Source organism: Microbacterium sp. NFH-22A-Y, from assembly GCF_021401375.1.
GTDB classification, from domain to species: domain Bacteria; phylum Actinomycetota; class Actinomycetes; order Actinomycetales; family Microbacteriaceae; genus Microbacterium; species Microbacterium hominis.
In genome coordinates this window covers 407,332-432,891 of record NZ_JACBGF010000001.1, presented here as the reverse complement: position 1 = coordinate 432,891, position 25,560 = coordinate 407,332, and the positions used below count along the sequence as shown (strand labels likewise).

At 72.2% G+C, this 25,560-nt stretch carries 22 protein-coding genes; 5 read left to right on the top strand and 17 right to left on the bottom strand.

The genetic code is table 11. The features are described from left to right. Positions 1-12 precede the first annotated feature (12 nt). From L0965_RS01970 to L0965_RS01960, 3 genes are read right to left on the bottom strand one after another with little or no spacing between them, the layout of a single operon-like run. Positions 13-858, bottom strand: coding sequence for a transglutaminase family protein (locus tag L0965_RS01970; RefSeq protein WP_101305468.1), 846 nt, complete (start codon positions 856-858; stop codon positions 13-15). Continuing rightward, a complete protein-coding gene (locus L0965_RS01965; protein WP_060959958.1) occupies positions 855-1,787 on the bottom strand; it encodes an alpha-E domain-containing protein in 933 nt (310 codons plus the stop codon). Before L0965_RS01965 ends, L0965_RS01970 begins: the two co-directional genes overlap by 4 nt. Then, on the bottom strand, positions 1,781-3,475 hold the full coding sequence (locus L0965_RS01960) for a circularly permuted type 2 ATP-grasp protein (RefSeq protein ID WP_101305467.1): 1,695 nt from the start codon (positions 3,473-3,475) through the stop codon (positions 1,781-1,783). The genes L0965_RS01965 and L0965_RS01960 overlap by 7 nt, the downstream gene beginning before the upstream one ends. A 95-nt stretch (positions 3,476-3,570) precedes the next feature. Between L0965_RS01960 and L0965_RS01955 the strand changes: the two genes are divergently transcribed. Then, positions 3,571-5,109, top strand: coding sequence for a molybdopterin-dependent oxidoreductase (locus tag L0965_RS01955; protein WP_101305466.1), 1,539 nt, complete (start codon positions 3,571-3,573; stop codon positions 5,107-5,109). A gap of 9 nt (positions 5,110-5,118) precedes the next feature. Here L0965_RS01955 and rocD read toward each other — a convergent pair whose 3' ends face one another. Continuing rightward, on the bottom strand, positions 5,119-6,342 hold the full coding sequence (gene rocD / locus L0965_RS01950; RefSeq protein ID WP_101305465.1) for an ornithine--oxo-acid transaminase: 1,224 nt from the start codon (positions 6,340-6,342) through the stop codon (positions 5,119-5,121). After that, a complete protein-coding gene (gene ddaH, locus L0965_RS01945) occupies positions 6,339-7,181 on the bottom strand; it encodes a dimethylargininase (RefSeq protein WP_101305464.1) in 843 nt (280 codons plus the stop codon). The genes rocD and ddaH overlap by 4 nt, the downstream gene beginning before the upstream one ends. A 94-nt stretch (positions 7,182-7,275) precedes the next feature. Between ddaH and L0965_RS01940 the strand changes: the two genes are divergently transcribed. After that, positions 7,276-8,031 carry a hypothetical protein gene (locus tag L0965_RS01940; RefSeq protein WP_101305463.1) on the top strand — a complete coding sequence of 252 codons (756 nt, stop codon included), beginning with the start codon at positions 7,276-7,278 and terminating at the stop codon, positions 8,029-8,031. 185 nt (positions 8,032-8,216) lie between these two features. Here L0965_RS01940 and L0965_RS01935 read toward each other — a convergent pair whose 3' ends face one another. Next, complete coding sequence (locus L0965_RS01935; RefSeq protein WP_234057953.1) at positions 8,217-11,891, bottom strand: bifunctional proline dehydrogenase/L-glutamate gamma-semialdehyde dehydrogenase; 3,675 nt, start codon at positions 11,889-11,891, stop codon at positions 8,217-8,219. 130 nt (positions 11,892-12,021) lie between these two features. Between L0965_RS01935 and L0965_RS01930 the strand changes: the two genes are divergently transcribed. Continuing rightward, on the top strand, positions 12,022-12,903 hold the full coding sequence (locus L0965_RS01930; protein ID WP_061782463.1) for a LysR family transcriptional regulator: 882 nt from the start codon (positions 12,022-12,024) through the stop codon (positions 12,901-12,903). 14 nt (positions 12,904-12,917) lie between these two features. Here L0965_RS01930 and L0965_RS01925 read toward each other — a convergent pair whose 3' ends face one another. Beyond that, positions 12,918-13,478, bottom strand: coding sequence for a thioesterase family protein (locus L0965_RS01925; protein ID WP_060959337.1), 561 nt, complete (start codon positions 13,476-13,478; stop codon positions 12,918-12,920). A gap of 143 nt (positions 13,479-13,621) precedes the next feature. On the opposite strand from L0965_RS01925, the gene L0965_RS01920 reads away from it, so the two are divergent. Continuing rightward, positions 13,622-14,140: a GNAT family N-acetyltransferase gene (locus L0965_RS01920; RefSeq protein ID WP_060959336.1), complete on the top strand. Its 519-nt coding sequence runs from the start codon at positions 13,622-13,624 to the stop codon at positions 14,138-14,140. A 19-nt stretch (positions 14,141-14,159) separates the two neighbouring features. Here the strand turns inward: L0965_RS01920 and L0965_RS01915 are convergent, their stop codons facing one another. The 3 genes from L0965_RS01915 to L0965_RS01905 are packed head-to-tail and all read right to left on the bottom strand — an operon-like array spanning position 14,160 to position 17,358. Then, a complete protein-coding gene (locus L0965_RS01915) occupies positions 14,160-15,575 on the bottom strand; it encodes a cytochrome b/b6 domain-containing protein (protein WP_101305461.1) in 1,416 nt (471 codons plus the stop codon). Continuing rightward, a complete protein-coding gene (locus L0965_RS01910; protein WP_061782462.1) occupies positions 15,575-16,561 on the bottom strand; it encodes an electron transfer flavoprotein subunit alpha/FixB family protein in 987 nt (328 codons plus the stop codon). The genes L0965_RS01915 and L0965_RS01910 overlap by 1 nt, the downstream gene beginning before the upstream one ends. Positions 16,562-16,581: 20 nt before the next feature. Continuing rightward, the gene (locus tag L0965_RS01905) at positions 16,582-17,358 is read right to left on the bottom strand and encodes an electron transfer flavoprotein subunit beta/FixA family protein (protein WP_101305460.1); all 777 of its coding nucleotides are present in this window, start codon (positions 17,356-17,358) and stop codon (positions 16,582-16,584) included. A gap of 112 nt (positions 17,359-17,470) precedes the next feature. On the opposite strand from L0965_RS01905, the gene L0965_RS01900 reads away from it, so the two are divergent. Beyond that, on the top strand, positions 17,471-17,989 hold the full coding sequence (locus L0965_RS01900; protein ID WP_101305459.1) for a MarR family winged helix-turn-helix transcriptional regulator: 519 nt from the start codon (positions 17,471-17,473) through the stop codon (positions 17,987-17,989). Here the strand turns inward: L0965_RS01900 and L0965_RS01895 are convergent. The 7 genes from L0965_RS01895 to L0965_RS01865 form a co-directional block, all read right to left on the bottom strand. Further along, positions 17,976-18,752 carry an enoyl-CoA hydratase-related protein gene (locus tag L0965_RS01895; RefSeq protein WP_060958356.1) on the bottom strand — a complete coding sequence of 259 codons (777 nt, stop codon included), beginning with the start codon at positions 18,750-18,752 and terminating at the stop codon, positions 17,976-17,978. The genes L0965_RS01900 and L0965_RS01895 overlap by 14 nt on opposite strands. Before the next feature lie 4 nt (positions 18,753-18,756). Then, on the bottom strand, positions 18,757-19,911 hold the full coding sequence (locus tag L0965_RS01890; RefSeq protein ID WP_101305458.1) for an acyl-CoA dehydrogenase family protein: 1,155 nt from the start codon (positions 19,909-19,911) through the stop codon (positions 18,757-18,759). A 101-nt stretch (positions 19,912-20,012) separates the two neighbouring features. Next, a complete protein-coding gene (locus tag L0965_RS01885) occupies positions 20,013-21,182 on the bottom strand; it encodes a thiolase family protein (RefSeq protein ID WP_101305457.1) in 1,170 nt (389 codons plus the stop codon). Positions 21,183-21,188: 6 nt separating this feature from the next. After that, complete coding sequence (locus L0965_RS01880) at positions 21,189-22,379, bottom strand: bifunctional 2-methylcitrate synthase/citrate synthase (protein WP_101305456.1); 1,191 nt, start codon at positions 22,377-22,379, stop codon at positions 21,189-21,191. 1 nt (position 22,380) lies between these two features. Further along, a complete protein-coding gene (gene prpB / locus L0965_RS01875; RefSeq protein WP_060958349.1) occupies positions 22,381-23,283 on the bottom strand; it encodes a methylisocitrate lyase in 903 nt (300 codons plus the stop codon). 67 nt (positions 23,284-23,350) lie between these two features. Further along, positions 23,351-24,877 (bottom strand): MmgE/PrpD family protein, encoded by a 1,527-nt coding sequence (locus tag L0965_RS01870; RefSeq protein ID WP_101305455.1) that lies wholly within the window; start codon positions 24,875-24,877, stop codon positions 23,351-23,353. After that, positions 24,874-25,503 (bottom strand): GntR family transcriptional regulator, encoded by a 630-nt coding sequence (locus L0965_RS01865; RefSeq protein WP_101305454.1) that lies wholly within the window; start codon positions 25,501-25,503, stop codon positions 24,874-24,876. The genes L0965_RS01870 and L0965_RS01865 overlap by 4 nt, the downstream gene beginning before the upstream one ends. Positions 25,504-25,560 lie beyond the last annotated feature (57 nt).

The following is a 25,560-nucleotide window of genomic DNA, read 5'->3' as shown; positions in this document are numbered from 1 at the left end:
CGGCGCGGGGCGCTACGCCTCCCGGGTGACGGTGACCTTGACGTGAAGGTTGCTCTTGAACGGGCCGGCGTAGACGCCCCGCAGCGGCGGGACGTCGTTGTAGTCGCGGCCGCGGGCGACGAGCACGTGGCGGTCGCCGATCTCCACGTTGTTGGTCGGGTCGAAGCCCTGCCAGCCGCCGGAGAACCATTCGACCCACGCGTGCGACTCGCCCGTCGTGGGCGCTCCGACCTCGGCGTCCGGGTCGGGGTGCAGGTAGCCGGAGACGTACCGGGCGGGGATGCCGACCGCGCGCAGGGCGCCCAGCGTGATGTGGGTGATGTCCTGGCAGACGCCCTTGCGCTCGGCCCAGGCCTCGGCCCCCGTCGAGTGCACGCCGGTGATGCCGTGCATGTACTCCATCGCGTCGCCGATCGCCGTGGCGATCTCCACCGCCGCGCGGGCCGGCTCGGCGTGCCGGCCCGCGATCGAGCGGGCCAGCTCCACCACGTCGGGGTGCGGCGCGGTCCGCACGGACTGGCCGAGCATCTCGACCGTGCCGATGGAGCGGGCGCTCTCGGCGGCCAGGCGCTCCCAACTCAGTTCGGGGAACTCCAGCGGACGCGGGCGGACCTCCACGAGCGAGCGCGCCGTGATCTCGAGGTCGCGGTGGCCCGCGAGCACGTCGAACGCGGCGACGCGCGTCCCGAAGTAGTCGAGGTAGTAGTTGACGCTCGTCGACGGGTCGATGTCGAGCTGGGAGCTCAGCACGAACTGGCTGTCGGTGGAGATCGGCAGCATCCGCGCCTCGTTGTAGGAGGCGCCCACCTCCCCCTGGTACGCGAAGCCTGTGGTGTGCTCGATCCGCAGGCGCATCATGAGGTCTCTCCGATCCAGCTCGGCTCGGCGTGTGTCGGGAAGAACCGCCCGCGGATGGCCTCCGACGCCTCTCGGGTGACCTTCTGGACCCGCTCCATGTGGTCGGGCAGCTCGCTGAGGATCTCGCCGATGGGACGGTACTCCAGGTCGTTGCGGATGCGGCCGAGCGCGCGCAGCACCGTGTTCGAGTGGCCAACGCGGTCGGCGACGGGGTCGATCGCGCGCATGCACGCCTCGGCCTGCGCGATCGAGTAGATGATCGAGCGCGGGAACAGGCGGTCCAGGAGCAGGAACTCCGCCGCGTTCGACGCGCTCGGCATCCCGCGATACGTGCGGAGGTACGCCTCGTACGCGCCGCACGAGCGCAGGATCGTCGTCCAGGACGGCCCCGAGGCCTCGGTCAGCGCACGCGTGGCGAGCAGCCGCGCCGTCATGTCGGTGCGCTCGATCGAGCGGCCGAGCGTGAGGAACTGCCAGGCCTCGTCGCGGCTCGTGGACGAGTCGGTGATCCCGACGGCGAGCGCGGAGCGCTCGCGCACCCACTGGAAGAACTCGTGCACCTTCTCGTTGTGCAGGCGCCGCGGCATCCGCGAGTTGGTGGTGTTGAGCGTCTCCCACAGCTCCGTCGACACGATCTCGCGGGCGCGGCGCGCGTTCTCGCGCGCCGCCTGCACGGCGTAGGCGATGCTCGACGGGTTGGCGCGGTCGACGGCGAGGCTCGTGAGCACGTCGGAGCGGGTGACCTCGGTTCCCGCCGGCGGCGGCACGGAGCCCATGACGCCCATGAGCGAACGGCAGGCCGTGTCCTCGTCGATCCAGGGATCCTCCAGCAGCAGCTGCAGGTGCACGTCGAGGATGCGGGCGGTCCCGTCGCTGCGCTCGATGTACCGTCCGATCCAGAACAGGCTCTCCGCGATGCGACTCAGCATCCGTGCTCACCCCCGACCGGACGGGAGACCTGCTGTTGCTGCTGCTCCTGCTGCTCGCGCGTGGTGCGGGGGCGATCCTGCGGCGAATGGGACTGCTGCCCCTGCGCGTCGTAGATGATCGGGATCGCCTCGGTCACCGACGCCTGGTCCGCCACCAGCCCGGCGAGACCCCCGGAGGTCTGCACGGCGTAGTCGCCGCGGCGGGGCGCCTCCCCGCCGACCACCCACGTGTCCTTCGAGCCGCCGCCCTGCGACGAGTTGACCACGAGCTGGCCCTCCGGCAGCGCGACCCGGGTGAGCCCACCCGGGAGCACCCAGACCTCGTCGCCGTTGTTGACGGCGAACGGGCGGAGGTCGGCGTGACGGGGCCGCATGCCGTCCTCGACGAGCGTGGGGATGGTGGAGAGCATCACGACGGGCTGCGCGATCCAGCCACGCGGATCGCGGATCAGCTTCTTGCGGAGCTTCTCCAGCTCGGCCGGCGACGCGTCGGGCCCGACGACCAGTCCCTTGCCGCCGGAGCCGTCGACGGGCTTCACGACGAGCTCGTCGAGCCGGTCGAGCACCTCCTCCAGCGCCTCGGGCTCCTCCAGCCGCCACGTGTCGACGTTCTTGAGGATCGGCTCCTCGGCCAGGTAGTAGCGGATGAGGTCGGGCACGTACGTGTACAGCAGCTTGTCGTCGGCGACGCCGTTGCCGACCGCGTTGGCGATCGTGACGTTGCCCAGGCGCGCGGCCAGCATGAGGCCGGGAGCTCCCAGCATCGAGTCGGCGCGGAACTGCAGCGGGTCGAGGAAGTCGTCGTCGACGCGGCGGTAGATCACGTCGACGCGGCGCGGTCCCCGCGTCGTGCGCATGAACACCTTGCCGCCGACGCACTGCAGGTCGCGACCCTCGACGAGCTCGACGCCCATGAGGCGCGCGAGCAGCGTGTGCTCGAAGTAGGCGGAGTTGTAGACGCCGGGGGTGAGCACGACGACATTGGGGTCCTCGATGCCGGGCGGGGCCGACGCGCGCAGGGCCTGCAGCAGCTTGTTCGGGTAGTCGCCGACCGGGCGCACCCGCATGGAGACGAACAGCTCGGGCAGCGTCTGGGCCATGACCCGCCGGTTGGAGATGACGTAGCTGACGCCCGAGGGCACCCGCACGTTGTCCTCGAGCACGCGCATCTCGCCGTGCTCGTCGCGGATGAGGTCGATGCCGGCGACCTGGATGCGCACGCCGTTCGCGGAGTGGATGCCGGCGGCCTGGCGGTAGTAGTACTGGCTCGACGCGATCAGCGCCGCCGGCAGCACCCCGTCGCGCACGCAGTGCTGGTGGCCGTACGCGTCGTCGAGGAACGCCTCGAGGGCGCGCACCCGCTGCTGGACGCCCTTCTCGATGTGCGACCACTCGTCGTACTCGATCACGCGCGGCACGGCATCCAGCGGGAAGGGGCGTTCCTCGCCCGCGAAGTCGAAGGTGACGCCCTGCGCCAGGTACGAGCTGGCGAGCGACTCGGTGCGTCCGCGCAGTTCTTCCTGCGTGAGTCTCGCGAGCGCCTGATGCAGCTCGCGGTACGCCGCGCGTGAGGTCGTCGGGGCGCCGGAGGACGCCGGCGCGGTGAACATCTCGTCGAAGGCGGGCACGCCCGAGACGGTCTTGCGTGGAGCCAGCGTCGAGCCGTATCCGTCGAACAGGTCACCCATGCCATGAGCCTAGTCCGGGCCGTGTTTCCTGAGTGTGACGATGGATGCCGCGGCATCCGCACCCTCATCGCGCCCCCGCGACTTAGGATCAGCGCATGCGCACGCGATCACGAGGTCGAGCCGCGCTCGCCGGCGCCGCCGCGGCGGCCTTCGGAGCGGGCCTCGCCGAGCTCACCGGCGCGATCGTCGGCGCCAGCCCGATCGCCGCCGTCGGCGGAGCGCTCATCGACCTCGCGCCGCCGTGGGGCAAAGACCTCGCGATCGCCCTGTTCGGCACCGGCGACAAGGCGGCCCTGGTCACCGCGGTCGCGATCGTGCTCCTGCTGCTCGGCGCCGCCGCGGGCCTGCTCGCCGTGCGCTCCCGCGGAGCCGCGCAGACGCTCGTGGTCGTGCTCGGTCTCCTCGGCGCCGGAGCGGCCGTCACCCGGGCGGATGCCGCGGCCCTCGCCGTCGTGCCGCCGGCGGTCGGCGCCGGGGCGACCCTCCTCGCTCTGAGCGCTCTCGTGACGCGCGCGATCGCCGCGGCCCCGCCCGCGACCGCATCGGACACGGATGCCGTGGGCTCGGGCGCCTCGCGCCGCACCTTCCTCCTGTGGACGGCCGGCGCGGCAGCGACCGGCGCGCTGGCCGCGGTCGGCGGATGGGCGCTGCAGACCGGTGCGCGCGCCGCCACCGCCGTCCGCGCCGCGATCACCCTGCCGCGGGCCGCCGCCGCGGCGACCGTGCCGGCGGGGGCCGACCTCGGCATCCCGGGATTGGCACCCGTCATCACCCCGAACGCCGGCTTCTACCGCATCGACACGGCGCTCGCGCTGCCGCAGATCGATCCGGCGACGTGGCGGCTGCGCATCCACGGCAAGGTCGACGAGGAGATCGAGCTGAGCTGGGACGAGCTGCTCGCACTCCCCCTCGAGGAGAGCGTCACGACGCTCACGTGCGTGTCGAACGAGGTCGGCGGCGACCTGATCGGCACCGCGCTGTGGCTCGGCTACCCGATCCGTCACCTCCTCGCCCGCGCCGGTGTGCAGGCGGATGCCGACATGGTGCTCTCGACATCGGCGGACGGGTTCACCGCGGGCACCCCGCTGGAGGCGCTGACCGACGAGCGCAACGCGATCCTCGCGGTCGGGATGAACGGCGAGCCGCTGCCGATCGCGCACGGCTTCCCCGTGCGGATGGTCGTGCCGGGCCTGTACGGCTACGTCTCCGCGACGAAGTGGGTCACCGACCTGGAGGTCACGCGGTTCTCCGACGCCCAGGGGTACTGGACGCCGCGCGGCTGGTCGGAGCGGGGACCGATCAAGCTCGCGAGCCGCATCGACGTGCCGCGCCGCGGCGGCACCGTCGCGGCGGGAGAGAGCGTCATCGCGGGCGTGGCCTGGCAGCAGCACGTCGGGGTGCGCGGCGTGCAGGTGCGCATCGACGACGGCGACTGGCAGGAGGCGACCCTCGCGACCGCGATCTCCGCGGACACCTGGGTACAGTGGTCGCTGCCGTGGCAGGCGAGCCCCGGACAGCACACCATCACGGCGCGCGCGATCGGCCTCGACGGCGAACCGCAGACGCAGACGGCCGCCCCGCCGGCGCCCGACGGCGCGACCGGCTGGCCCCGCGTCGAGATCACCGTCGCCTGACGGCGAGCCTCAGCCGGCGAGCACCAGCCGCAGCTGCTCGACCGCCCAGTCGAGCTCGGTGCCGCGCACGACGAGCGGGGGCGCGATGCGGATGGTCTGGCCGTGCGTGTCCTTCACGAGCACGCCGCGACCGCGCAGCTTCTCCGCCACCTCGCGTCCGGTCCCGTGCGCCGGGTCGATGTCGACGCCGGCCCAGAGTCCCGCGACGCGCGTGGCCGTGACGCCGCTGCCGATCAACGGCTGCAACGCCTCCTCGAGGTGCGCGCCGAGGGCGAGCGCCCGGGTCTGGAACTCGCCGGACGCGAGCATCTCGACCACCTGCAGGCCGACGGCGGCGGCCAGGGGGTTGCCGCCGAAGGTCGAGCCGTGCTCGCCGGGACGGATAACCCCGAGGACGTCGCGGTCGGCGACGACGGCCGACACCGGGACGATGCCGCCGCCGAGCGCCTTGCCGAGCAGGTACACGTCGGGCACCACGTCTTCGCGGTCGCACGCGAACGTCGTGCCGACGCGGGCGAGGCCCGACTGGATCTCGTCGGCGATGAACAACACGTTCTCGCGGTCGCAGAGCTCGCGGATCGCCCGCAGGTACCCGTCGGGAGGGATGACCACTCCCGCCTCGCCCTGGATCGGCTCCACGAGCACGGCCGCCGTCGTCTCGTCGATCGCGGCGGCAATGGCCGCGGCATCCCCGTACGGCACCCGGACGAACCCGGGGGTGAACGGCCCGAAGTCGGCGCGCGCCTGCTCGTCGTCGCTGAAGCCGACGATCGTCGTCGTGCGGCCGTGGAAGTTGCCGTCCGCCACGATGACGGTCGCGGCCCCGGCGGCGACGCCCTTCACGCGGTACGCCCACGCGCGGGCGACCTTGATCCCCGTCTCGACCGCCTCGGCGCCGGTGTTCATCGGGAGCACGAGGTCTTTGCCGCAGAGCGCGGCGAGCGCCTCCGCGAACGGTCCGAGCCGGTCGTTGTGGAACGCGCGGCTGGTGAGCGTCACCCGCCCCAGCTGTGCGCTCGCGGCGGCGACGAGGGCGGGGTGGCGGTGCCCGAAGTTGACCGCGGAGTACGCCGAGAGCAGATCCAGGTAGCGTTTTCCCTCTACGTCGGTCACCCAGGCGCCTTCGCCCCGGGCGATGACGACGGGCAGCGGATGGTAGTTGTGGGCGACGTGCGCCTCCTCGGCGGCGATCAGGGTCGCGGTGACGTCGTCGGGCTCGGTGGTGGTGCTCATCGCTTTCCTCGCAGTTCGAGCGTGCAGCATTTGATGCCTCCGCCGCCGAGCAGGAGCTCCGACAGATCGATGGGGACCGGCACGTACCCCCGCTCGGCCAGGTGGGCGGCGAAACCGGTCGCGCGCGGCGAGACGAAGACGTGACGCCCGTCGGATGCCGCGTTGAGACCGAACACCGCCCCGTCGGCGTCGTCGACGCGGATGGCGTCCGGGTAGCGGTCCTCCAGCACGCGCACCGACGGCTCGTCGAACGCGGAGGGCAGGTAGGCGATGTTCGCGGCATCCACCCCGCCGGGGCCCTCGACGGGGTCGAGCACGCAGATCGCGGTGTCGAGGTGGTAGAACCGCGGGTCGACGAGGCGCAGCGACACGACCTCGCGCCCGAAGACCTCCGCGACCTCGCGGTGGCTGTCGCCGGTGGAACGGAACCCGGTGCCGGCGAGGATCGTCTGCCCGACGAGCAGGAAGTCGCCCTCCCCTTCCTGCACCTCGACGGGCTCCACGACCTCGAGGCCGTGCGCCGCGAACCAGTCCATGAAGGGGCGCTCCTCGCCGCGGCGCTCGGCCACGCGGAAGCGCACCCCGAGGGCCCGTCCGTCGATGACGAACCCGCCGTTGGCGGTGTAGACCATGTCGGGAAGCCCCGGCAGCGGGTCGATCAGCTCGACCTCGTGCCCCCGCGCCCGATAGGCGTCGTAGAGCGTCTGCCACTGCGCGACGGCCTTCGCCGTGTCGGTGGGCAGGGCGGGCTCCATCCACGGGTTGATGCGGTAGCTCACCGTGAAGTGCTCGGGCCGGCACATCAGGTACCGGCGGTGCTGCGCGATCCGGTCGGGCATTCTCGCTCCTCGTTCCACGCCAGGTGTCCATTGTGCCAGACGGCCGTTCGGCGCCCCCGTTGCGGAGCGCATGCAGGTGAGTAGATTTCTTCTCATGGCCCGGCGAACGGGGGACGAGACGCGCGCGCTGCTGCTGCGCGTCGGGATGCAGATGCTGCTCGAGCGCGGCGTCTCCGCCGGCGTGCAGCACATCCGTCTGCAGGAGGTGCTGCGCCGCGCGGGGCTGACCACCGGCGCCGCCTACCGTCTCTGGGCCGATCAGAACGACTACCAGCGCGACCTCGCCGTGTCCATGGTGCGGCTGCGGCTGCGCACGAGCCCGACCGCGTACGCGCGTGAGGCGGTAGAGAAGCTCGTGGCGGAGGGCGCCGACGGCGACGATGTCATCCGTGCCGCCGCCGCGGCGCACGTGCAGAGCATCTCCATCGACGCCGACCGCCCCGACCATGCGCTCGACGCGCAGCAGTTCCTCGTGACGCTGGCGCTGCGGGCCACGGCGGAGACCTGGCCCGAGCTGAAGGAGGCGAGCCGCGAGCGTCACGACGGCTCGATCGCCGCGTTCGCGGAGTTCTACGTCTACCTCATGGAGGCGTACGGGCTGCGGATGCGCTCTCCTCTGACGGTCGAGGACTTCACGGCGGTGATGGCGGCGATGTCGGAGGGCTTCGCGCTGCGGGCCGTCGAAGGCATCCCGCATCCGACGTTCGAGGTCGGTGCGGCGGAGGACATCCCCGAAGGCACGTGGACGCTGTTCGCGCTCGGCGTCCGGGCCCTCATCTCCGGGTTCATGACGCCGATCGACGATGCCCGGCGCCCCGGCGCGCACTCCGGGAGCTCTGGGGTCGAGTGATCCCCCCGGCCCCAGAGCGACACTCCCCCCGGCGTGTCGGATGACGGCACGACCGATGCATCCTCGAAGGACGAGGTCGCCGTCCGGCGCTCCCCAGTTGCGCCATAGATATCGTCGCTCGCACAACCTTCCATCGCCAGAAAGATAAGTTGTTTCTCTTTCGGGTGGGACGTCCCGCCCGGCGCCTAGATCACGTCCTCGCTCCACCGGTCGGGGTTGCCGAAACGGTGCGCCGTGATCGAGATCGCCTGTTCGTGCAGGAACGGGAGCAGCTCGACCCGCCCCGCGGTCGTCACCTCGCCGTCGTACACGGCGAGGTCGGGGTCGCCGTCGGTCGCTGCGACGAGGACGCCGTGCGCGGCCGCGACCGAGCCCACCGGCCCGACGAACCGCACGCGCGGCCATCCGTCCTCCTCGCGCGTCGCCGCGAGGCGGGCGATCCACTCGTCGTCGGTCTCGACGTAGACCGCGACGTCGACGTCTCCGAGCGCGCGGCGCACCCCCGCGGGAAGCCCGACCGGAGCGCTGATCGTGATCTCGCCGCCGGCGCGCACCCCCGCGACGACGACCCGGAGGAGCGCGTGCCACGCGGCATCCTTGGTCGCGCGGATCGCGACCGGCACGGGGCGATAGCGGAAGAGGTTGCGCTCGATCACCAGGTGCGAGACGTCCTTGACGCGCCCGAACTCACGATCCCAAGCGACGGCGTCGGAGAGGGCGCCGCGGCGGAGCCACTCGAACGCCTCGTAGTCCAGTGACGGCTGGGCGGCCTCGATGAGCGCGGTGATGCGCGCGTCCAGACCCCGCAGGTGCAGCGTCGACGACGGGGGCCCGCCGGCCGAGGGACGCCAGGAGCCGAGCCCGATCAGGTAGTTCGGCCCGCCCGCCTTCGTGCCCGCTCCCACCGACGAGCGCTTCCACCCGCCGAAGGGCTGGCGCTGCACGATCGCCCCCGTGATGCCGCGGTTGACGTAGAGGTTCCCCGCCTCGACCTCGTCGAGCCACAGCTCGAGATCGGCGGGATCCTGCGTGTAGAGGCCCGCGGTCAGCCCGTAGGCGACGGCGTTCTGCAGCTCGATCGCCTCCGCGAGGGATGCCGCGTGCATGATCCCGAGGACCGGGCCGAAGAACTCCTCGAGATGCGTCCGCGACCCCGGGTGCACGCCCACGCGGATGCCGGGCCGCCACAGCCGTCCCGCGTGGACGGGGTCGGCCGCGTCCACCGGCTCCGGTGCGACGAGCCAGCTCTCCCCCTCCTCCAGGGTGGTCAGCGCCCACTCGAGCTTGCCGTGCGGCACCTCGATCACCGGCCCCACCTCGCTGAGCGGGTCGGACGGGGGTCCCACCCGCAGCGAGCGCACGGCGTCGACCAGCTGGCGGGCGAAGCGCTCGGACCGGGCGACCGGACCGACCAGGATCGCGAGGGATGCCGCGGAGCACTTCTGTCCGGCGTGACCGAACGCGCTCTTCACGAGGTCGGCGGCGGCGAGGTCGAGGTCCGCCGACGGCATGACGATCATCGCGTTCTTCCCGCTCGTCTCCGCCAGCAGCGGCAGGTCGGGCCGCCACGACCGGAACAGCCGCGCCGTCTCCCACGATCCCGTGAGGATGACGCGGTCGACGTCGGGATGGGCGATCAGACGCTCACCGAGCTCCCCCTCGTCGAGGTCGACGAGCGCGAGGACGTCGCGGTCGATGCCGGCGCCCTCCAGGGCCTCCCACAGCGCCTCGGCGACGACCGCGGCGCACCGCCGGGCCTGCGGAGCGGGCTTGAAGACGACGCCCGACCCCGCCGCGAGCGCCGCGATCACCCCGCCCGAGGGGATCGCGACGGGGAAGTTCCAGGGCGGCGCGACCACCGTCAGCGCCGCCGGGACGAAGACGGCCCCCGCGACGCGGTCGAGCTCGCGCGCCGTCGCGGCGTAGTAGTTCGCGAAGTCGACGGCTTCGCTGACCTCGACATCCGCCTCCGCGAACACCTTCCCGGTCTCGGCGGCGGCGACCTCGATGAGCCGGCCGCGACGCGCCTCGAGGCCGCGTGCGGCGGCCTGCAGCACCGCGGCGCGATCGTCGGCCGGCACCGCGGCCCACCGCGCGCCGGCGCGACGGGCCCGGGCGACGACCTCGTCGAGCGCGGCCGGATCGTCGATGCGGGCCGCGGCGATCGCGGCCTCCCCCGCGGTCGAGCCCTCCACCCGCGACAGGATGTCCGCCGCCCACGCGCGGTTCGCGGGCAGCGCGGGGTCGGTGTCGGGGGCGTTCGCGAAGCCGGGAGCCCCCTCCGCGGCGGCGCTCTCGCGGAGGTCGAACACCGCGGTGTCGACGAAGGCACCGCCGTCGTCCCGGCCGCTCGCGATGCCGAGGACGACCTGCGTGAGGTCGGCGTCGGCGTCGGCATCGGCCGGCGCCGGCCGGGTGACGGCGAGGGGCGCCTCGGATGCCGCGGCCTGCGCCCCGCGGTCCTGCGTGCGGAGCGGGCCGGCTGGCAGGGCCGCGTCCACGGCACGATCGAGCGACGCGAGGAAACGGTCGCGCTCGCGCGCGAACATCGCGGGATCGTCGGCGAGGTCGAAGGCCGCGGAGAGGAAGTTGTCGCTCGACGCGTTCTCCTCCAGGCGGCGGACCAGGTAGCTGATGGCGACGTCGAACTCGTCGGGGCGGACGACGGGCACGTAGAGGAGCACGTGGCCCACCTCGGCCGAGACCGCCGCGACCTGCCCCTGCGCCATGCCGAGCAGCATCTCGAACTCGACGTCGGCGCGTACCCCGCGCTCACCGGCGAGCAGCCACGCGAAGGCGATGTCGAAGAGGTTGTGTCCCGCGACGCCCAGCCGGACGGCGCGCGTGTTCTCCGCTCGCAGCGCCTCGTCGAGGCAGCGGATGTACCCGGCGTCGGCGTCGAGCTTGCTGGCGTGCGTCGCGAGCGGCCAGCCGTGCATCGCGGCATCCACCCGCTCCATCGCGAGGTTGGCGCCCTTGACGAGGCGCACCTTGATGCGCGCGCCGCCGGCATCCACGCGCTCCTGCGCCCACGCGGTCAGCCGCCGCAGCGCGGGCAGCGCGTCGGGAAGATAGGCCTGCAGCACGATGCCCGCCTCGAGCCGCTGCAGCCGCGGGTCGGCGAGCAGACGGGTGAACACCGCGATCGTCAGGTCGAGGTCGCGGTACTCCTCCATGTCGAGGTTGATGAAGGTCTGCGTCGCGTCCGGACCCGGTGCGGCTGCGGCCGTCAGATAGAGCGGCAGCAGCCGCTCGACCACCTTCTCGACGACCTCGTCGAACGCCCACATCGAGATGTGGCTGGCGATGGCCGACACCTTCACCGAGACGTAGTCCACGTCGTCGCGCCGGATGAGGTCGTGGATGCCGTCGAGCCGCGTGCGCGCCTCGTCCTCGCCCAGCACGGCCTCGCCCAGCAGGTTGAGGTTGAGACGGGCGCCCGAGGCGCGGATCGCGGCGAGGGCGGGGCCCAGCTTGTCGGGCCGGGCGTCGACGATGAGGTGGCCGACCATCTCGCGCAGGGCACGGCGGGCCAGGGGCACGGTCGGCGCGGGCAGCAGCGGTGCGAGCGCGCCGCCGGTGCGGACGGCGGCGCGGAGGTACCAGGGCAGGAAGCCGGGCACGAGCGGGGCGACGCGCTGCAGGTTCGCGGCCGCGGCGCCCAGCGACTCGGGCCGCATCACGCCGTCGACGAAGCCGATCGTGAACGGCAGGCCGTGCGGGTCCTTCAGCACCCCGGCGAGACGCGCGGCGGCCGGGTCGACGTCCGCCGCGGCGGACTCGTCCACCCAGCGGCGCGCGAGCGCGACGGCGCGCTCGGCGAGCTCGGATGCCGAAGGGGGCGCAGTGTCGTCGTCCATCACGCTTCCAGAGTGCACTGTGTCCATGCGTCCAGCGTGCGGCACGCATATGATTCGGCAAAAGCGATGATCCTCGACGGATATCGTTCGATGAGACCGATGTTTTTCCCGGCGGGTGCGAGGAGCGGACATGTTCGAGCTGCGGCGCCTGCGCCTGCTCCACGAGCTGGCGCAGCGGGGGACCATCGCCGCCGTCGCACAGGCCCTCTCGTACAGCCCGTCCACCATCTCGCAGCAGCTCGCGCAGCTGGAACGCGACGCGGGCGTGGCTCTTCTCACCCCCGACGGTCGCCGCGTCCGTCTCACCGCGCACGGCGAGACGCTCGCCGCCTTCGCGGCGCGCGCCCTCGCCGCGGACGAGGAGATCCGCGGCGAGCTCGAGGAGCTGCAGGCCGGCGTCGCCCCCGTGCGGGTCGCGGTGCTGCAGACGGCGGCGCGCACGATCGTCCCCTCCGCCCTGACCCTGCTCGCGGCGCGGGCTCCCGGGCTGCGTGTCGAGCTCGCCGAGCTGCCGCCCGAGGAGGGCCTCTTCGAGCTCGGCGCCCGGGGGTTCGACCTGGCGATCGCCGAGCAGTACCCCGGGCTGACCCGGCCGCACCGTTCCGAGCTCGACCGCGACGTACTCGGCTCCGACCCGATCCGGCTCGCGACCTCGGGCGAGCCGCGCCCGCTCGCCGCGCTGGGCGACCGCCCGTGGGTGATGGAGCCCCGCGGCACCGCGGCGCGGGAGTGGGCCCTGCAGCAGTGCCGCGCTGCGGGTTTCGAGCCCGACGTGCGCTTCGAGCTCGCCGATCTCGGCGGGCACGTCGAGCTCATCGCGGCCGGTCACGCCGTCGGGCTGCTGCCCGACCTGCTGTGGGGCGGCGGCGTGCCCCGGGTGCGGTTGACTCCCCTGCCGGGCGACCCCGTCCGCGAGATCTTCACGGCGGCGCGCCGCGCCAGCCGCAACCGGCCCGGCATCCGGGCCGTGCGCGACGCGCTCAGCGACGCGTTCGCCGCACGCTCACGCTGAGGCCGGCGCGAGGATCAGTCCCACTCGCTGGGGGCGGGGGCCTTGGTCGAGGGCAGTGCGCTGTCGCGCGCCCAGTCGGCGACCCACTGCGGCAGCGGCGGGAGATCGTCCGGGCGCTGCAGCGCCTCGAACAGCTCGTCGGTGTTGACCACGCCGCCGCTGCGGCGCAGGAACCGCGCGCGCACGATCATCTCGGCGTAGACCTCGCCGTCGACGACGGCCCGGTGCATCTGATAGACCGCCTTGTCGTCGTGACCGTAGAGCCGCGACTCCACCGTGAACCGCTGCCACAGCTGCAGCGACTTGCGGAAGGTCACCGTCTCGCTCGCGACCACCGCGTACCACCCCTGGGCGTTCATGGCGTCCCAGATGCCGGTGCGGATGAGCAGATCGAAGCGCCCGAGGTCGAAGAGGGAGGCGTAGCGGCCGTTGTTCATGTGACCGAGCAGATCGATGTCGGTCGGCAGGGTGCGCAGCCGCAGTCGTCCCACGCTGCGCGGCGGCATCGGCCCCCGGCGGTGCAGCAGCACCTTCGCACGCCAGATCGTCAGCAGGGTCCGCCACCACACGTTCACGAAGCGCGATGCTAGCGGGTTCGACAGGGGTCAGCGGAAATCCGTTGTGGGCATCCCACAGTCCGCTCGACGCGTCCCGGGCCGCGCCGTGGGCCGGGCTGCGCCGATTTCGCGAATTCCGAGGGCCGCCGTAGAGTCTGGCCATGGCAGCCACCACCGACTTTTCAGCGCAGACCGACACCGTCGTCCGTCCCGTTCGCGACGTCGATGCCGAGGCCCTCGGACGCGTCCACGCCAGCTGCTGGCACGAGACCTACGACCATCTGATCAGCAAGGCCGCACTCGAGAACGTCTCGCCGAAGCGCCTCGCCGAGCTGTGGACCCACTGGGCGCAGCAGGGCCCCGAGTTCAAGATGTTCGCCGCCCTCGTCGACGGCGACATCGTCGGCTTCGTGGGATCGGGCCCCGCGCGCGACCGCGACGCCCCGCGCACCCGCGAGCTGTACTTCATCTACCTGCTCGACCAGTTCCACGGCACCGGCATCGGCCAGCAGCTGTTCGATGCCGCCGTCGAGCCCGGCGAGGAGCTGTACCTCTGGGTCGCCGAGGACAACCCTCGCGCGCACCGCTTCTACGTGCGCAACGGCTTCGCCCTCGACGGCGCGAGCCACACCGAGCCCTTCCTCGGCGAGACGCTCACCGAGGTCCGCTTCGTCCGCTGACGCGTCCGCCGGGTGACGGTCAGCGTCCGCTGACCGTCCCGAACAGACGCGCGATGGGCGCCAGCACGAGCGGCCGCGCCGCCACCCAGGCTCCGGCGATCACGACGAGCGAGACGACGAACAGCCAGAAGCCGGTCCAGTTGTCGGCGTAGGCCGTCGGATCCACGGAGCCCTGCGCGGCGTACATGTGGTTGAGGTTGCGCAGCGCCCCCGTCGCCAGCACCAGCACGACGTGGATCACGATGAACACCACGAAGAACAGCATGACCGGGAAGTGCACCTTCCGCGCCCACTCGATGGGGTAGGCGGCGCTGAGCGTGAGGTTCTTCTTCGGCCACATCCCGCTCATGCGGTAGCCCGTGATCGCCGCGAGCGGGGCCGCGATGAAGACGGTCGAGAAGTACGCGAGCTGCTGCAGCGAGTTGTAGTTGACCCAGCCGTTCTCGGTGGGCCAATCCAGCGACACGTACTGCAGCGCGGCGCTGAGCGCGTTGGGGAACACCTCCCAGCTCGTCGGCACGATCCGCATCCACTGCCCCGTGACGAACAGCAGGACGATGAAGACGGCGCCGTTGACCAGCCACAGGATGTCGAGCGCCTGATGGAACCAGATCGTCAGGCTGGTCTTGCCCTTGGGGTTGTTCTTGGGCGCCCAGAACACGGTGGGACGCTTCTCGCGACGGATGGTGAGGCCCGAGCGGATGATCAGCACCATCAGGAACACGTTGAAGAAGTGCTGCCAGCCCAGCCAGGCGGGGATGCCGACGGGCGCACCGTCGGGAAGGTGGTACTCCCCCGGGTAGGTCGCGAGGAAGTCCCGCATGCCGTCCAGGCTCAGCAGGAACCTCACCGCGAGCACGGCCATGCCCGCCGCGAACAGCAGTGCGAGGCCCCCGACGACGACGGCTCCGGCCCACTGCGTGCGGGTGAACGGTCCGACCCGTCGCGGCTCGGTCTTCGGGATGGGGCGGTGGGACACCGCGCGTCCCGCCCACGCGCTCCGCGGCACCGTCAGCGGCGCGCGGGGGCCTTCGGGCACCGCCGGGACCGCGGGTGCAGCGGTCGGCGCGACGACCTCTGCCGGTGCTTCCGCCATCGGCACCGTGGTGTCTGCCGGCGGCCAGGCCTCTCCCCCGGCCACGCGCGGCAGCCCGCGCCGCACCCCGACGCCCTGCTCGCGCACGGGCTCGGCGACCTCCACGACGGCAGGAATCTCCGCCGCCTCGGGCCAGGGCTCTCCCCCGGGCGTGCGCGGGAGTCCGCGCCGCACCGCCGAGGACGCGGCCGGAGAGGGCGCGACGGCCGCAGCGGGGGCCGCCTCCGTCACCGTCTCCACCACCGCCGCCTCAGCGCTCCCGGTGTCGAGGGGCGGCCACGGCTCGCCTCCGGCGACGCGGGGAAGCCCCCGGCGCACCGACGATCCTCCCGTCGCCATCAGGCCTTCCTGGCTTCGAGGGCCGCGATGAGCTGCGGGACGACCGTGAACACGTCCCCCACGATGCCGAAGTCGGCGATGTCGAAGATGGGGGCGTCGCCGTCTTTATTGATCGCGACGATCGTCTTGGCGGTCTGCATGCCCGCCTTGTGCTGGATCGCGCCGGAGATGCCGAGCGCGACGTACAGCTGCGGCGAGACGGAGACGCCGGTCTGGCCGACCTGGTGCGAGTAAGGGACGTAGCCGGCATCCACGGCCGCCCGCGAGGCACCCACCGCGGCGCCGAGCGTGTCGGCGAGCTGCTCGACCAGCGCGAACTTCTCGGCCGAGCCGAGTCCGCGCCCGCCCGAGACGACCTTCGCGGCGCCGCGCAGCTCGGGCCGCGACGACGCGGCGACCTCCGCCTCGAAGCCGGTGATCCGCGCGGCGGGCGCGCCCGAGGCGGCGACCTCCAGCGGCACGGCCTGCGCCGCCGTCGACGCGGCGCGCGCGTCGACGGCTCCCTGCCGGACCGTCACCACGAGGGTCCCGAACGTCGGCGCGCTCGTGACGTTGTACGACCCGCCGTAGACGGAGTGCTGCGCCAGCACGCCCTCCTCGTCGCGGGCGACGCCCACCGCGTCCACCGCGAGCGCCGAGCGGGTGCGCGCCGCGAAGCGGCCGGCGACGTCGCGGCCCTCGATCGAGTTCGACACCAGCACCGCGTCGGGCTGCACGAGCGCGGATGCCGCGGCGAGCGCGTCGACGAGCGGGACGGTGAGGGCGCTGTCCGCACCGCCGAGCGGGGCGGTCAGCACGAGGGGCGCGCCGAGCGCGCCGGCGGCCTCGACGAGCGCTGCGTGGCGCGACTCGTCGGCGACGACCAGCGCGACGGGCGCACCGATACCGGCGGCGGCCCCGAGGAGCCCCGCGGCCGAGCTCGCGAGCTCACCGGCCGGGGTGACGTCCAGCAGGACGAGGATCGAATCCGCGGCGAAGTCCACCATGTCGTTTCCCACCTTGTTCCTCAGGCCAGTCTGTTCTCGACGAGGAACGCGGCGAGCTTGTCGGCGGCATCCCCCTCATCGACGATCTTCACACCCGCGCCGCGCGGCGGCTTCTGTCCGACGGCGGTCATGATCGACTGCGGCGCGGTGGCCGGGTCGACGTCGACGTCGAGGTCGGCGAGCGAGACCGTCTCGAACGGCTTCTTCTTCGCCGCCATGATGCCCTTGAAGTTCGGGAATCGGGCGTCGGGCAGCGCCTCCGTGATCGAGATCACGGCGGGCAGCGGCGCCGTCACGCGTGCCGTGCCGAAGTCGGTCGCCCGCGTTCCGGCGACCTCGCTCTCGCCGATCTCGACCGACGAGAGGGCGGTGGCCTGGGGCACCTGCAGATGCTCGGCGATCATGGCGGGAAGCACCCCGCCCGTGCCGTCGGTGGAGAGGTTGCCGGTGATGACGAGGTCGAACCCCGCCCGTCGGACGGCGGCGGCCAGCACGGCGGCGGTGACGCCCAGGTCGGCGCCGGAGAGCGCGGGGTCGACGACCTGCACCGCGGACGCCGCCCCCATGGCGAGACCCTTGCGCACGGTCGCGGCGGCATCCTCGGAGGCCATCGAGACGACGGTGACCTCGGTGCCCGGGTGCGCGTCGGCGTAGCTCAACGCCACCTCGAGCGCCCGCTCTCCGATCTCGTCGAGTACGCGGTCAGAGGCGCCGCGGTCGGCGAGACCGGTCTCGAGATCGAGCCTCCGGTCGCCATAGGTGTCGGGGACTTCTTTGACCAGCACCACGATCTTCATCGGTTCTCCTTCACGACGCACTCATTCTAGAAGGTGCGACTCAGTATCGCATCCGTTGACACTGAGGCTCACGCGCTAGCGTGAGAGCACACACCCGCTCCGAGGAGGACCCGTGAACCGTGACCCGTCGCCGCGCCGCGACCCCATCGCCGAGGCGCGCCGGCAGTGGGTGGAGCACGGCTGGGCGGATGCCGCGGCCGGCATGACCGCAGTCACGAGCATCATGCGCGCCCACCAGCTGCTCCTGGCCCGTGTCGATGAGGCGCTGAAGCCGTTCGCCCTCACCTTCGCGCGGTACGAGCTGCTGACCCTGCTGAGCTTCACCCGCGCAGGGCGGATGCCGCTGTCCTCGGCGGCGAGCCGCCTGCAGGTGCATCCCACGAGCGTGACGAACACCGTCGATCGGCTCGAAGCGGCCGGACTGGTCACGCGCGAGCCCCACCCGGGCGATCGGCGTGCGACGCTCGTCGCACTGACCCCGGCGGGACGCGAGCTGGCGACGCGTGCCACGGCGGCGCTCAACGCCCGCGTGTTCGCGGCGCCGGGCCTCGACGACGGCGACGTGGAGGCGCTCATCACGATCGTGGCGCGGTTGCGCGCCGGCGCCGGCGACGTGGTCAGCGATTCGTGAACCTCGGCGCGCGCTTCTCGCGGAAGGCGGCCATGCCCTCCTTCTGGTCATCGAGGCCGAACAGCGACGTGAACACCTGCTTCTCGAACCGCAGCCCCTCCGCACCGGTCGTCTCCAGCGACGCCCGCAGCGACTCCTTGGCGGCGTAGAGCACCGGCAGCGACTTCGCCGCGATCTGATCGGCCATGGCCTCCGCCTCGGCGAGCAGGTCGGCGGCGGGGACGACGCGCGAGACGAGGCCGGAGCGCTCGGCCTCCGCGGCATCCATCATGCGGCCCGTGAGGACGAGCTCGGCCGCCTTGTAGTAGCCGATCGCGCGCGGCAGGCGCTGGGTGCCGCCGAGACCGGGGATGACGCCGAGCGTGATCTCGGGCTGGCCGAAACGCGCGGTGTCGGCGGCGAGGATGATGTCGCACGCCATCGCCAGCTCGCACCCCCCGCCGAGTGCGTACCCCGCGACGGCGGCGATGACCGGCGTGCGCACGCGCGAGAAGGCCTCGAGACCGGTGAAGGGGCTGCGCAGCGACATCTCGACCGGCGATTTGTCCTCCATCTCCTTGATGTCGGCGCCGGCGGCGAACGCGCGCTCCGACCCGGTCACGACGATGCAGCCGATCTGCTCGTCGGCGTCGAACGCGACGGCCGCGTCGGCCAGCTCGCCCAGCAGCGTGGAGTTGAGCGCGTTGAGCGCCTCGGGGCGGTTCAGGGTGATCCACCCGACGCGGCCGCGGGTGGAGACGAGGAGGGTGGAGTAGTCGCTCATGTGCTCATGCTCCCAGAACGTCGCGGCCGATGATCACGCGCATGATCTCGTTCGTGCCCTCCAGGATCTGATGCACCCGCAGATCGCGCACCACCTTCTCGATGCCGTACTCCTGCAGGTAGCCGTAGCCGCCGTGCAGCTGCAGCGCACGGTTGGCGACCTCGAAGCCGGCATCGGTCGCGAAGCGCTTGGCCATCGCGCACTGCACCGCGACGTCCTCGGCGTGGGTGTCGATCGCGCGGGCGGCGTCGCGGACGAGCGCGCGGGCCGCCTGCAGCTGGGTCGCCATGTCGGCGAGCGCGAAAACCACGCTCTGGCGTTCGGCCAGCGCCTCGCCGAACGTGAAGCGCTCGTGTACGTAGCGCACGGCACGATCGAACGCCCACTGGGCACCGCCGACGGAGCAGGCCGCGATGTTGACGCGGCCGCCGTTGAGACCGCTCATCGCGATGCGGAACCCGCCGCCCTCGCTTCCCAGCAGAGCGGATGCCGGCACCCGCACCTCGTCGAGGATCACCTGGCGGGTGGGCTGCGCGTTCCACCCCATCTTGCGCTCGTTGGGGCCGAAGCTCAGCCCCACGGCGTCCGCCGGAACCAGGAAGGCGCTGATCCCGCGCGCCCCGGGCTCGCCGGTACGGGCCATCACGACGTAGACCGCCGCGTCGCCGGCGCCGGAGATGAACTGCTTCACGCCGGTGAGCACGTACGCGTCGCCGTCGGCGATCGCACTGGTGGTGATGGCCGCGGCATCCGAGCCGGCACCGGGCTCGGTGAGGCAGTAGGCGCCGAGGTCGCGCAGGGTCGTCAGCCGCGGCAGCCACTCGTGGCGCTGCGCCTCGGTGCCGTGGGTGTCGATCATCCACGCGACCATGTTGTGGATGCTGATGTAGGCCGCGATCGTCGGGTCGCCCATCGCCAGGTGCTCGAAGATCAGCGCGGCGTCCTCGCGCGCGAGCCCGGTGCCGCCGACGTCCTCGCGCACGTACAGTCCGCCGAGCCCCAGCTCACCGGCGTCGGCGAGCACGTCGCGGGGGAAGTGCTTGTCGCGGTCCCACTCCAGAGCGTGCGGCTCGAGCCGGGTGCGCGCGAACTCGCGCACCGCGTCGAGGATCGCTCCGCGCTCATCGGCGGAGAGCGAGGGGGTGAAAGTCATGCTCATCGCGTCACGTCCTTGTGAAACAGATCGACAGCCAGAATCGTGCCGGGTAGGGCACAGCGATCATTTTACATGGACGTCCTAGTAAATGGGACGCCGCCCCCCTACAGCCGTTCGATGATCGTCGCGTTGGCCATGCCGCCGCCCTCGCACATCGTCTGCAGGCCGTAGCGACCGCCCGTGGCCTCGAGGTGCGCGAGCAGCGTTCCGAGCAGGCGCGTGCCGCTGGATCCGAGCGCGTGACCGAGCGCGATCGCCCCTCCCCACGGGTTGAGCTTCGCGGCATCCGCCCCGAGCTCTGCCGCCCAGGCGAGGGGCACCGACGCGAACGCCTCGTTCACCTCGTAGGCGTCGAGGTCGTCGATCGTCAGCCCGCTCCGCTCGAGGATGCGCCGCGTCGCGGGGATCGGCCCCGTCAGCATCAGGAGGGGATCGTCGCCGACGACCGCGAAGGCGTGGAAGCGGGCCCGGGGTGTGAGCCCGAGCTCGAGCGCCTTCTCCTCGCTCATGATCAGCGCCGCGGAGGCGCCGTCGGTCAACGGCGAGGAGTTGCCGGGGGTGATCCGCCAGTCGATCTCGGGGAAGCGCTGCGCCGCGGCATCCGTCCGGAAGGCGGGCGCCAGCCCGGCCAGGGCGGCGACGGTCGTTCCCGGTCGCACCGTCTCATCGACCGTGACCCCGGCGACCGCGAGCATCTGCGAGGCGAACCGGCCCTGCGCCTGCGCCTCGGCCGCCCGCTCGTGGGACTCCGCCGCGAACGCGTCGAGCTCTTCGCGCGAGAACCCCCAGCGCGCGGCGATGAGCTCCGCGGAGACGCCCTGGTTCACGAGCCCGTCGGGGTAGCGCGCGTGCAGCCCCGGCGAGAAGGGCGAGCCCGCGACGGAGGCCGCGACCCCCAGCGGCACCCGGCTCATCGACTCGACCCCTCCCGCGATGACCACGTCGTACTGGCCGGAGATGACGCCCTGGGCGGCGAAGTGCGCGGCCTGCTGGCTCGATCCGCACTGCCGGTCGATCGTCGTCGCCGGCACCCGCTCGTCGAAGCCGGCGGCGAGCACCGCCTGCCGGGCGACGTTCATCGTCTGCTCGCCGACCTGACTGACGCAGCCGAGCAGCACGTCGTCGACCTGCGTCGAGGCGAGCCCGTTGCGCTCCAGCGTCGCGCGCAGCACCTCGGCCGCGAGGTCGACGGGGTGGATGCCGCTGAGCGCCCCGCCCGGCTTGCCGCGCCCGGACGGGGTGCGCACGACGTCGACGATGACGGCGGTGCGCATGTCTGCTCAGCCCTCGGCTTCGGCGGCCCGCAGCGCGATCGACGAGGTGCCGGCCTCGTCGACGAACCCGTCGACGTGCCGCTCGTCGACACCGCTGTAGGCCGACAGCGGACGGATGAGCGCGTTGGATGCCGCCTGCTCCCTGATGTGGGCGGTCCACCCGACCACCCGCGCCGCGACGAACAGCGGCGTGAAGGTGAGCGTGTCGAAGCCCATCAGGTTGTACGCGGGGCCCGACGGGTAGTCGAGGTTGGGGTAGATGCCCTTGCGCTCGACGAACTCGCGCTCGAGCGTCGCGTAGAGCGCTTCGACGTCGGGGCGGTCGTAGTGGACGATGAGCGTGTCGAGGGCGGCCTTCATCGTCGGGACGCGCGAGTCGCCGTGCTTGTACACGCGGTGGCCGAAGCCCATGATCTTGCGCTTCTCGGCGAGGGCGCGATCGAGCCACGGCCCGGCGTTGTCGGCGTCGCCGATCTCGTCGAAGATGTGCAGGACGGCCTCGTTCGCGCCGCCGTGCAGCGGCCCCTTGAGCGCTCCGATCGCCCCCACGACCGCCGAGTACAGGTCGCTGAGGGTCGAGGTGATCACCCGCGCCGTGAACGTCGACGCGTTGAAGGAGTGCTCCGCGTACAGGATCATCGAGCGGTTGAACGCGTCGACGACGACGGGGTCGAACTCCTCGCCGAAGGTCATCCAGAGGAAGTTGGCCGCGTAGTCGAGGTCGTCGCGCGGGGCGATGGGCTCCTGGCCGCGGCGGCGGCGCTGTCCGTAGGCGACGATCGCGGGCAGGGCCGCGAACAGGCGGATGCTGCGGGCGAGGTTGTCAGCGGGCGACCCGCTCGCGTCGAGCACCGAGCCGGTGCCGGCGAGGTCGCGGGCGCCGAGCACGCTGACGGCGGAGCGCACCTCGTCCATCGGGTGCGCGTCGAGCGGAGTCAGCTCGATCACCGCCCTGACGTCGTCCGCGAGCGCGCGGTACCGGCGCTCGGTCGCGCGCAGCTCGGCGAGCTGGTCGGCGGTCGGCAGCTCGCCGTTCCACAGCAGGTAGGCGACGGCTTCGGCCGGCTGCGTCGCGGCCAGCTCGTGCACCGGATAGCCGCGGTAGAGCAGGGAGTTCGTCTCCGGGTTGACCTTGCTGATGGCGGTCGTGTCGGCGACGACGCCCGCCAGTCCCTTGTGGATCTGCTGGTCGCTCATGTCACTCCTTCGTGATCTGGAAGTCGAAGATGCTCGAATCGAAGTGGTTGTAGCCCTCGTAGTCGATGAGGTCGTACAGCTCGGCGCGGTGCTGCATCTCGCCGAGACGGGACGTGAGACGCCCCTCGTCGTTCAGGGTATCCAGCGCGCGGGAGGCCGCACCCATCGCGATCCGCAGGAGGGAGACCGGCCAGATCACGATCTGCACGCCCGCATCCCGCAGCTGGTCGACCGTGAACAGGTCGCTCTTGCCGAACTCGGTCATGTTCGCCAGCACCGGCACGTCGACGGCGGCGCACACGGCCTCGAACTCCGAGAGGTCGCGCATCGCCTCGGGGAAGATCGCGTCGGCCCCGGCATCCACGAGCGCCTTGGCGCGGTCGACGGCGGCGTCCAGACCCTCGATCGCACGGATGTCGGTGCGCGCCATGACGAGGAAGTTCGGGTCGCGGCGGGCGTCGACGGCGGCACGGATGCGCTGCAGCGCGGTGCCGGTGTCGACGACCTGCTTGCCGTCGAGGTGGCCGCAGCGCTTCGGGTTGACCTGGTCTTCGATGTGCGTGCCCGCGAGCCCCGCGTCTTCGAGGGTCTGGATGGTGCGCGCGACGTTCATCGGCTCGCCGAAGCCGGTGTCGGCGTCGATGATCGCCGGGAGCTCGGTCATGCGGGCGATCTGCTGCCCGCGGCCGGCGACCTCCGTGAGGGTCGTGAGCCCGATGTCGGGAAGCCCGAGGTCGGCGCTCAGGACGGCGCCGGAGATGTAGACGCCCTCGAACCCCTTCTGCTCGATCAGCCGCGCCGACAGCGGGTTGAACGCGCCGGGGAAGCGGACGAGCTCTCCCGCGCGCAGGCGTTCGCGCAGCAGGCGCCGCTTCTCGGATGCCGGGGTCTGGCTGTACAGCATCAGTCGGCTCCGTCCTGGGTACTCCGGTCGTTGAGCGAGGAGCGGAGCGACGCGTCGAAACGGAGCATCAGAACAACCCCTTCGGGCTCGGAACCGAGGCAAGTACGCCGTCGCGGGCGACGATGTTGAGCTGCCGCACCTCATCGGCGGTCAGCTCGGGCAGTCGCTCGGCGAGGGCGAGGAACCGCTCGATCTCGGCGGGTTCCAGCACCGGCTCGGCGAGCAGGCGGAACTTGCGGATGTAGTCGGCGCGCGCGAACGGGCGCGCGCCGAGCGGGTGGGCGTCGGCGACCGCGATCTCGTCCACGATCGTCGAACCGTCCGTGAGACGGATCTCGACGCGTCCGCCGAAGGCCTTCTCGTCGGGGTCGTCGGAGTGGTAGCGGCGGGTCCACTCGGCATCCTCGGCGGTCGTGATCTTGTGCCACAGCGCGACGGTGTCCTCGCGTGCCGCCCGCTCGGGCAGGTACGAGTCGACGTGGTGCCAGCCGCCGTCCTGCAGGGCGACGGCGAAGATGTACGGGATCGAGTGGTCGAGGGTCTCGCGGGAGGCCGCCGGGTCGTACTTCTGCGGGTCGTTGGCGCCGGAGCCGATCACGTAGTGCGTGTGGTGGCTGGTGTGCAGCACGATGCTCTCGACGTTCGCGGGGTCGGCGAGCTCGGGATGGGTGCCGTGGAGCTTTCGGGCCAGGTCGATCCAGGCCTGCGCCTGGTACTCGGCCGAGTGCTCCTTCGTGTAGGAGTCGAGGATCGCCCGCTTGGGCTCGCCGGGGGCGGGCAGCGGCACGTCGTACGCGGCGTCCTTGCCATCCAGCATCCAGGCGATGACGCCGTCCTCGCCCTCGTAGATGGGCGACGGCGAGGTCTGCCCGCGCATCGCGCGGTCGACGGCCTCGACCGCCATCTTGCCCGCGAACGCGGGGGCGTGCGCCTTCCACGTGGAGATCTCGCCCTTGCGCGACTGACGGGTGGCCGTGGTCGTGTGCAGGGCCTGCGCGACGGCCTGCGCGATGGTGCCGGCGTCGAGGCCGAGGAGCGTGCCGATGCCGGCGGCCGCAGACGGGCCGAGGTGGGCGACGTGGTCGATCTTGTGCCGGTGCAGGCTGATGGCGCGCACCAGATCCATCTGGATCTCGTAGCCGGTCGCGATGCCGCGCACCAGCGCCGCCCCGTCGGCGCCGACGTGCTGGGCGACGGCGAGGATCGGCGGGATGTTGTCGCCCGGGTGGGAGTACTCCGCGGCGAGGAAGGTGTCGTGGTAGTCGAGCTCGCGCACGGCGACGCCGTTGGCCCACGCCGCCCACTCCGGGCTGGTGCGCACGTCGTCGGGCTCGCCGAACACGGTCGCGCCGTGTCCGCCGCGCGACACGGGGTGGTCGAGCGCCTGCGCGCGGGCGGCGGTCACGGGGCCCCGGGTGAGGGATGCCGCGGCCACCGCGGCATTGTCGATGACGCGGTTGATGATCATCTCGACGACCTCGGGCAGGGCTGCCACCGGGTCGGCGGCGACCTCGGCGATCGCGAACGCGAGCTGATCCTCGCGCGCGAGGTTCTCCTCGCTGCGGTGCACACGGACGTGGTGGGTGACGGTCATGGGGTTCCTTCCAACGAGGCGAGGATCGCGGCGAGCGCGTTGTGCAGGTGGACGTGGGTGGCGTGCGCGGCGAGCTCCGCGTCGCCGGCCCCGATGGCCGACGCGATGAGCCGGTGCTCGGCCACGGACGCCGCGAGCCGCTCGGGGTTGTCGCGTGCGAGGCGGCGCACGCGCACGAGGTGCGTGCGGACCGTCTTCAGCGCCGCGGTCAGGTAGTCATTGGCGACGGCGAGATCGAGCGCGTCGTCGAAGCGCGCGATGAGGGCGTAGTAGGCGTCGGGGTCGGCGGCGGCATCCGTGGCGGCGAACTCTGTCGCCAGCGCGGCGAACGGCGGCGTGGCCCCGGAGCGGACCGCCAGGCGCGCGGCGGTCTCTTCGAGCGCCCGGCGCACCTCGAACAGCTCGCGGATGTCGTCGGCGTCGAGGTCGCTGACGACGGTCATGCGCGGCGACGCCTGCACGACGAGCCCGTCCGCGGCGAGCCGGCCGAGCGCCTCGCGCAGCGGCGTGCGGCTCACGCCGAGGCGCACCGACTGCTCCACCTCGGCGAGCACGGCACCGGGGCGGAGGACGCCGGACTGGATCTCGTCGAGGAGACTGCGGTAGGCCCGATCGCTCGCGCGCACGACAACTCCTCTCGTCGCCATCACTGTATACAAAAGTGGCTCTGAGGGGAAGTCATC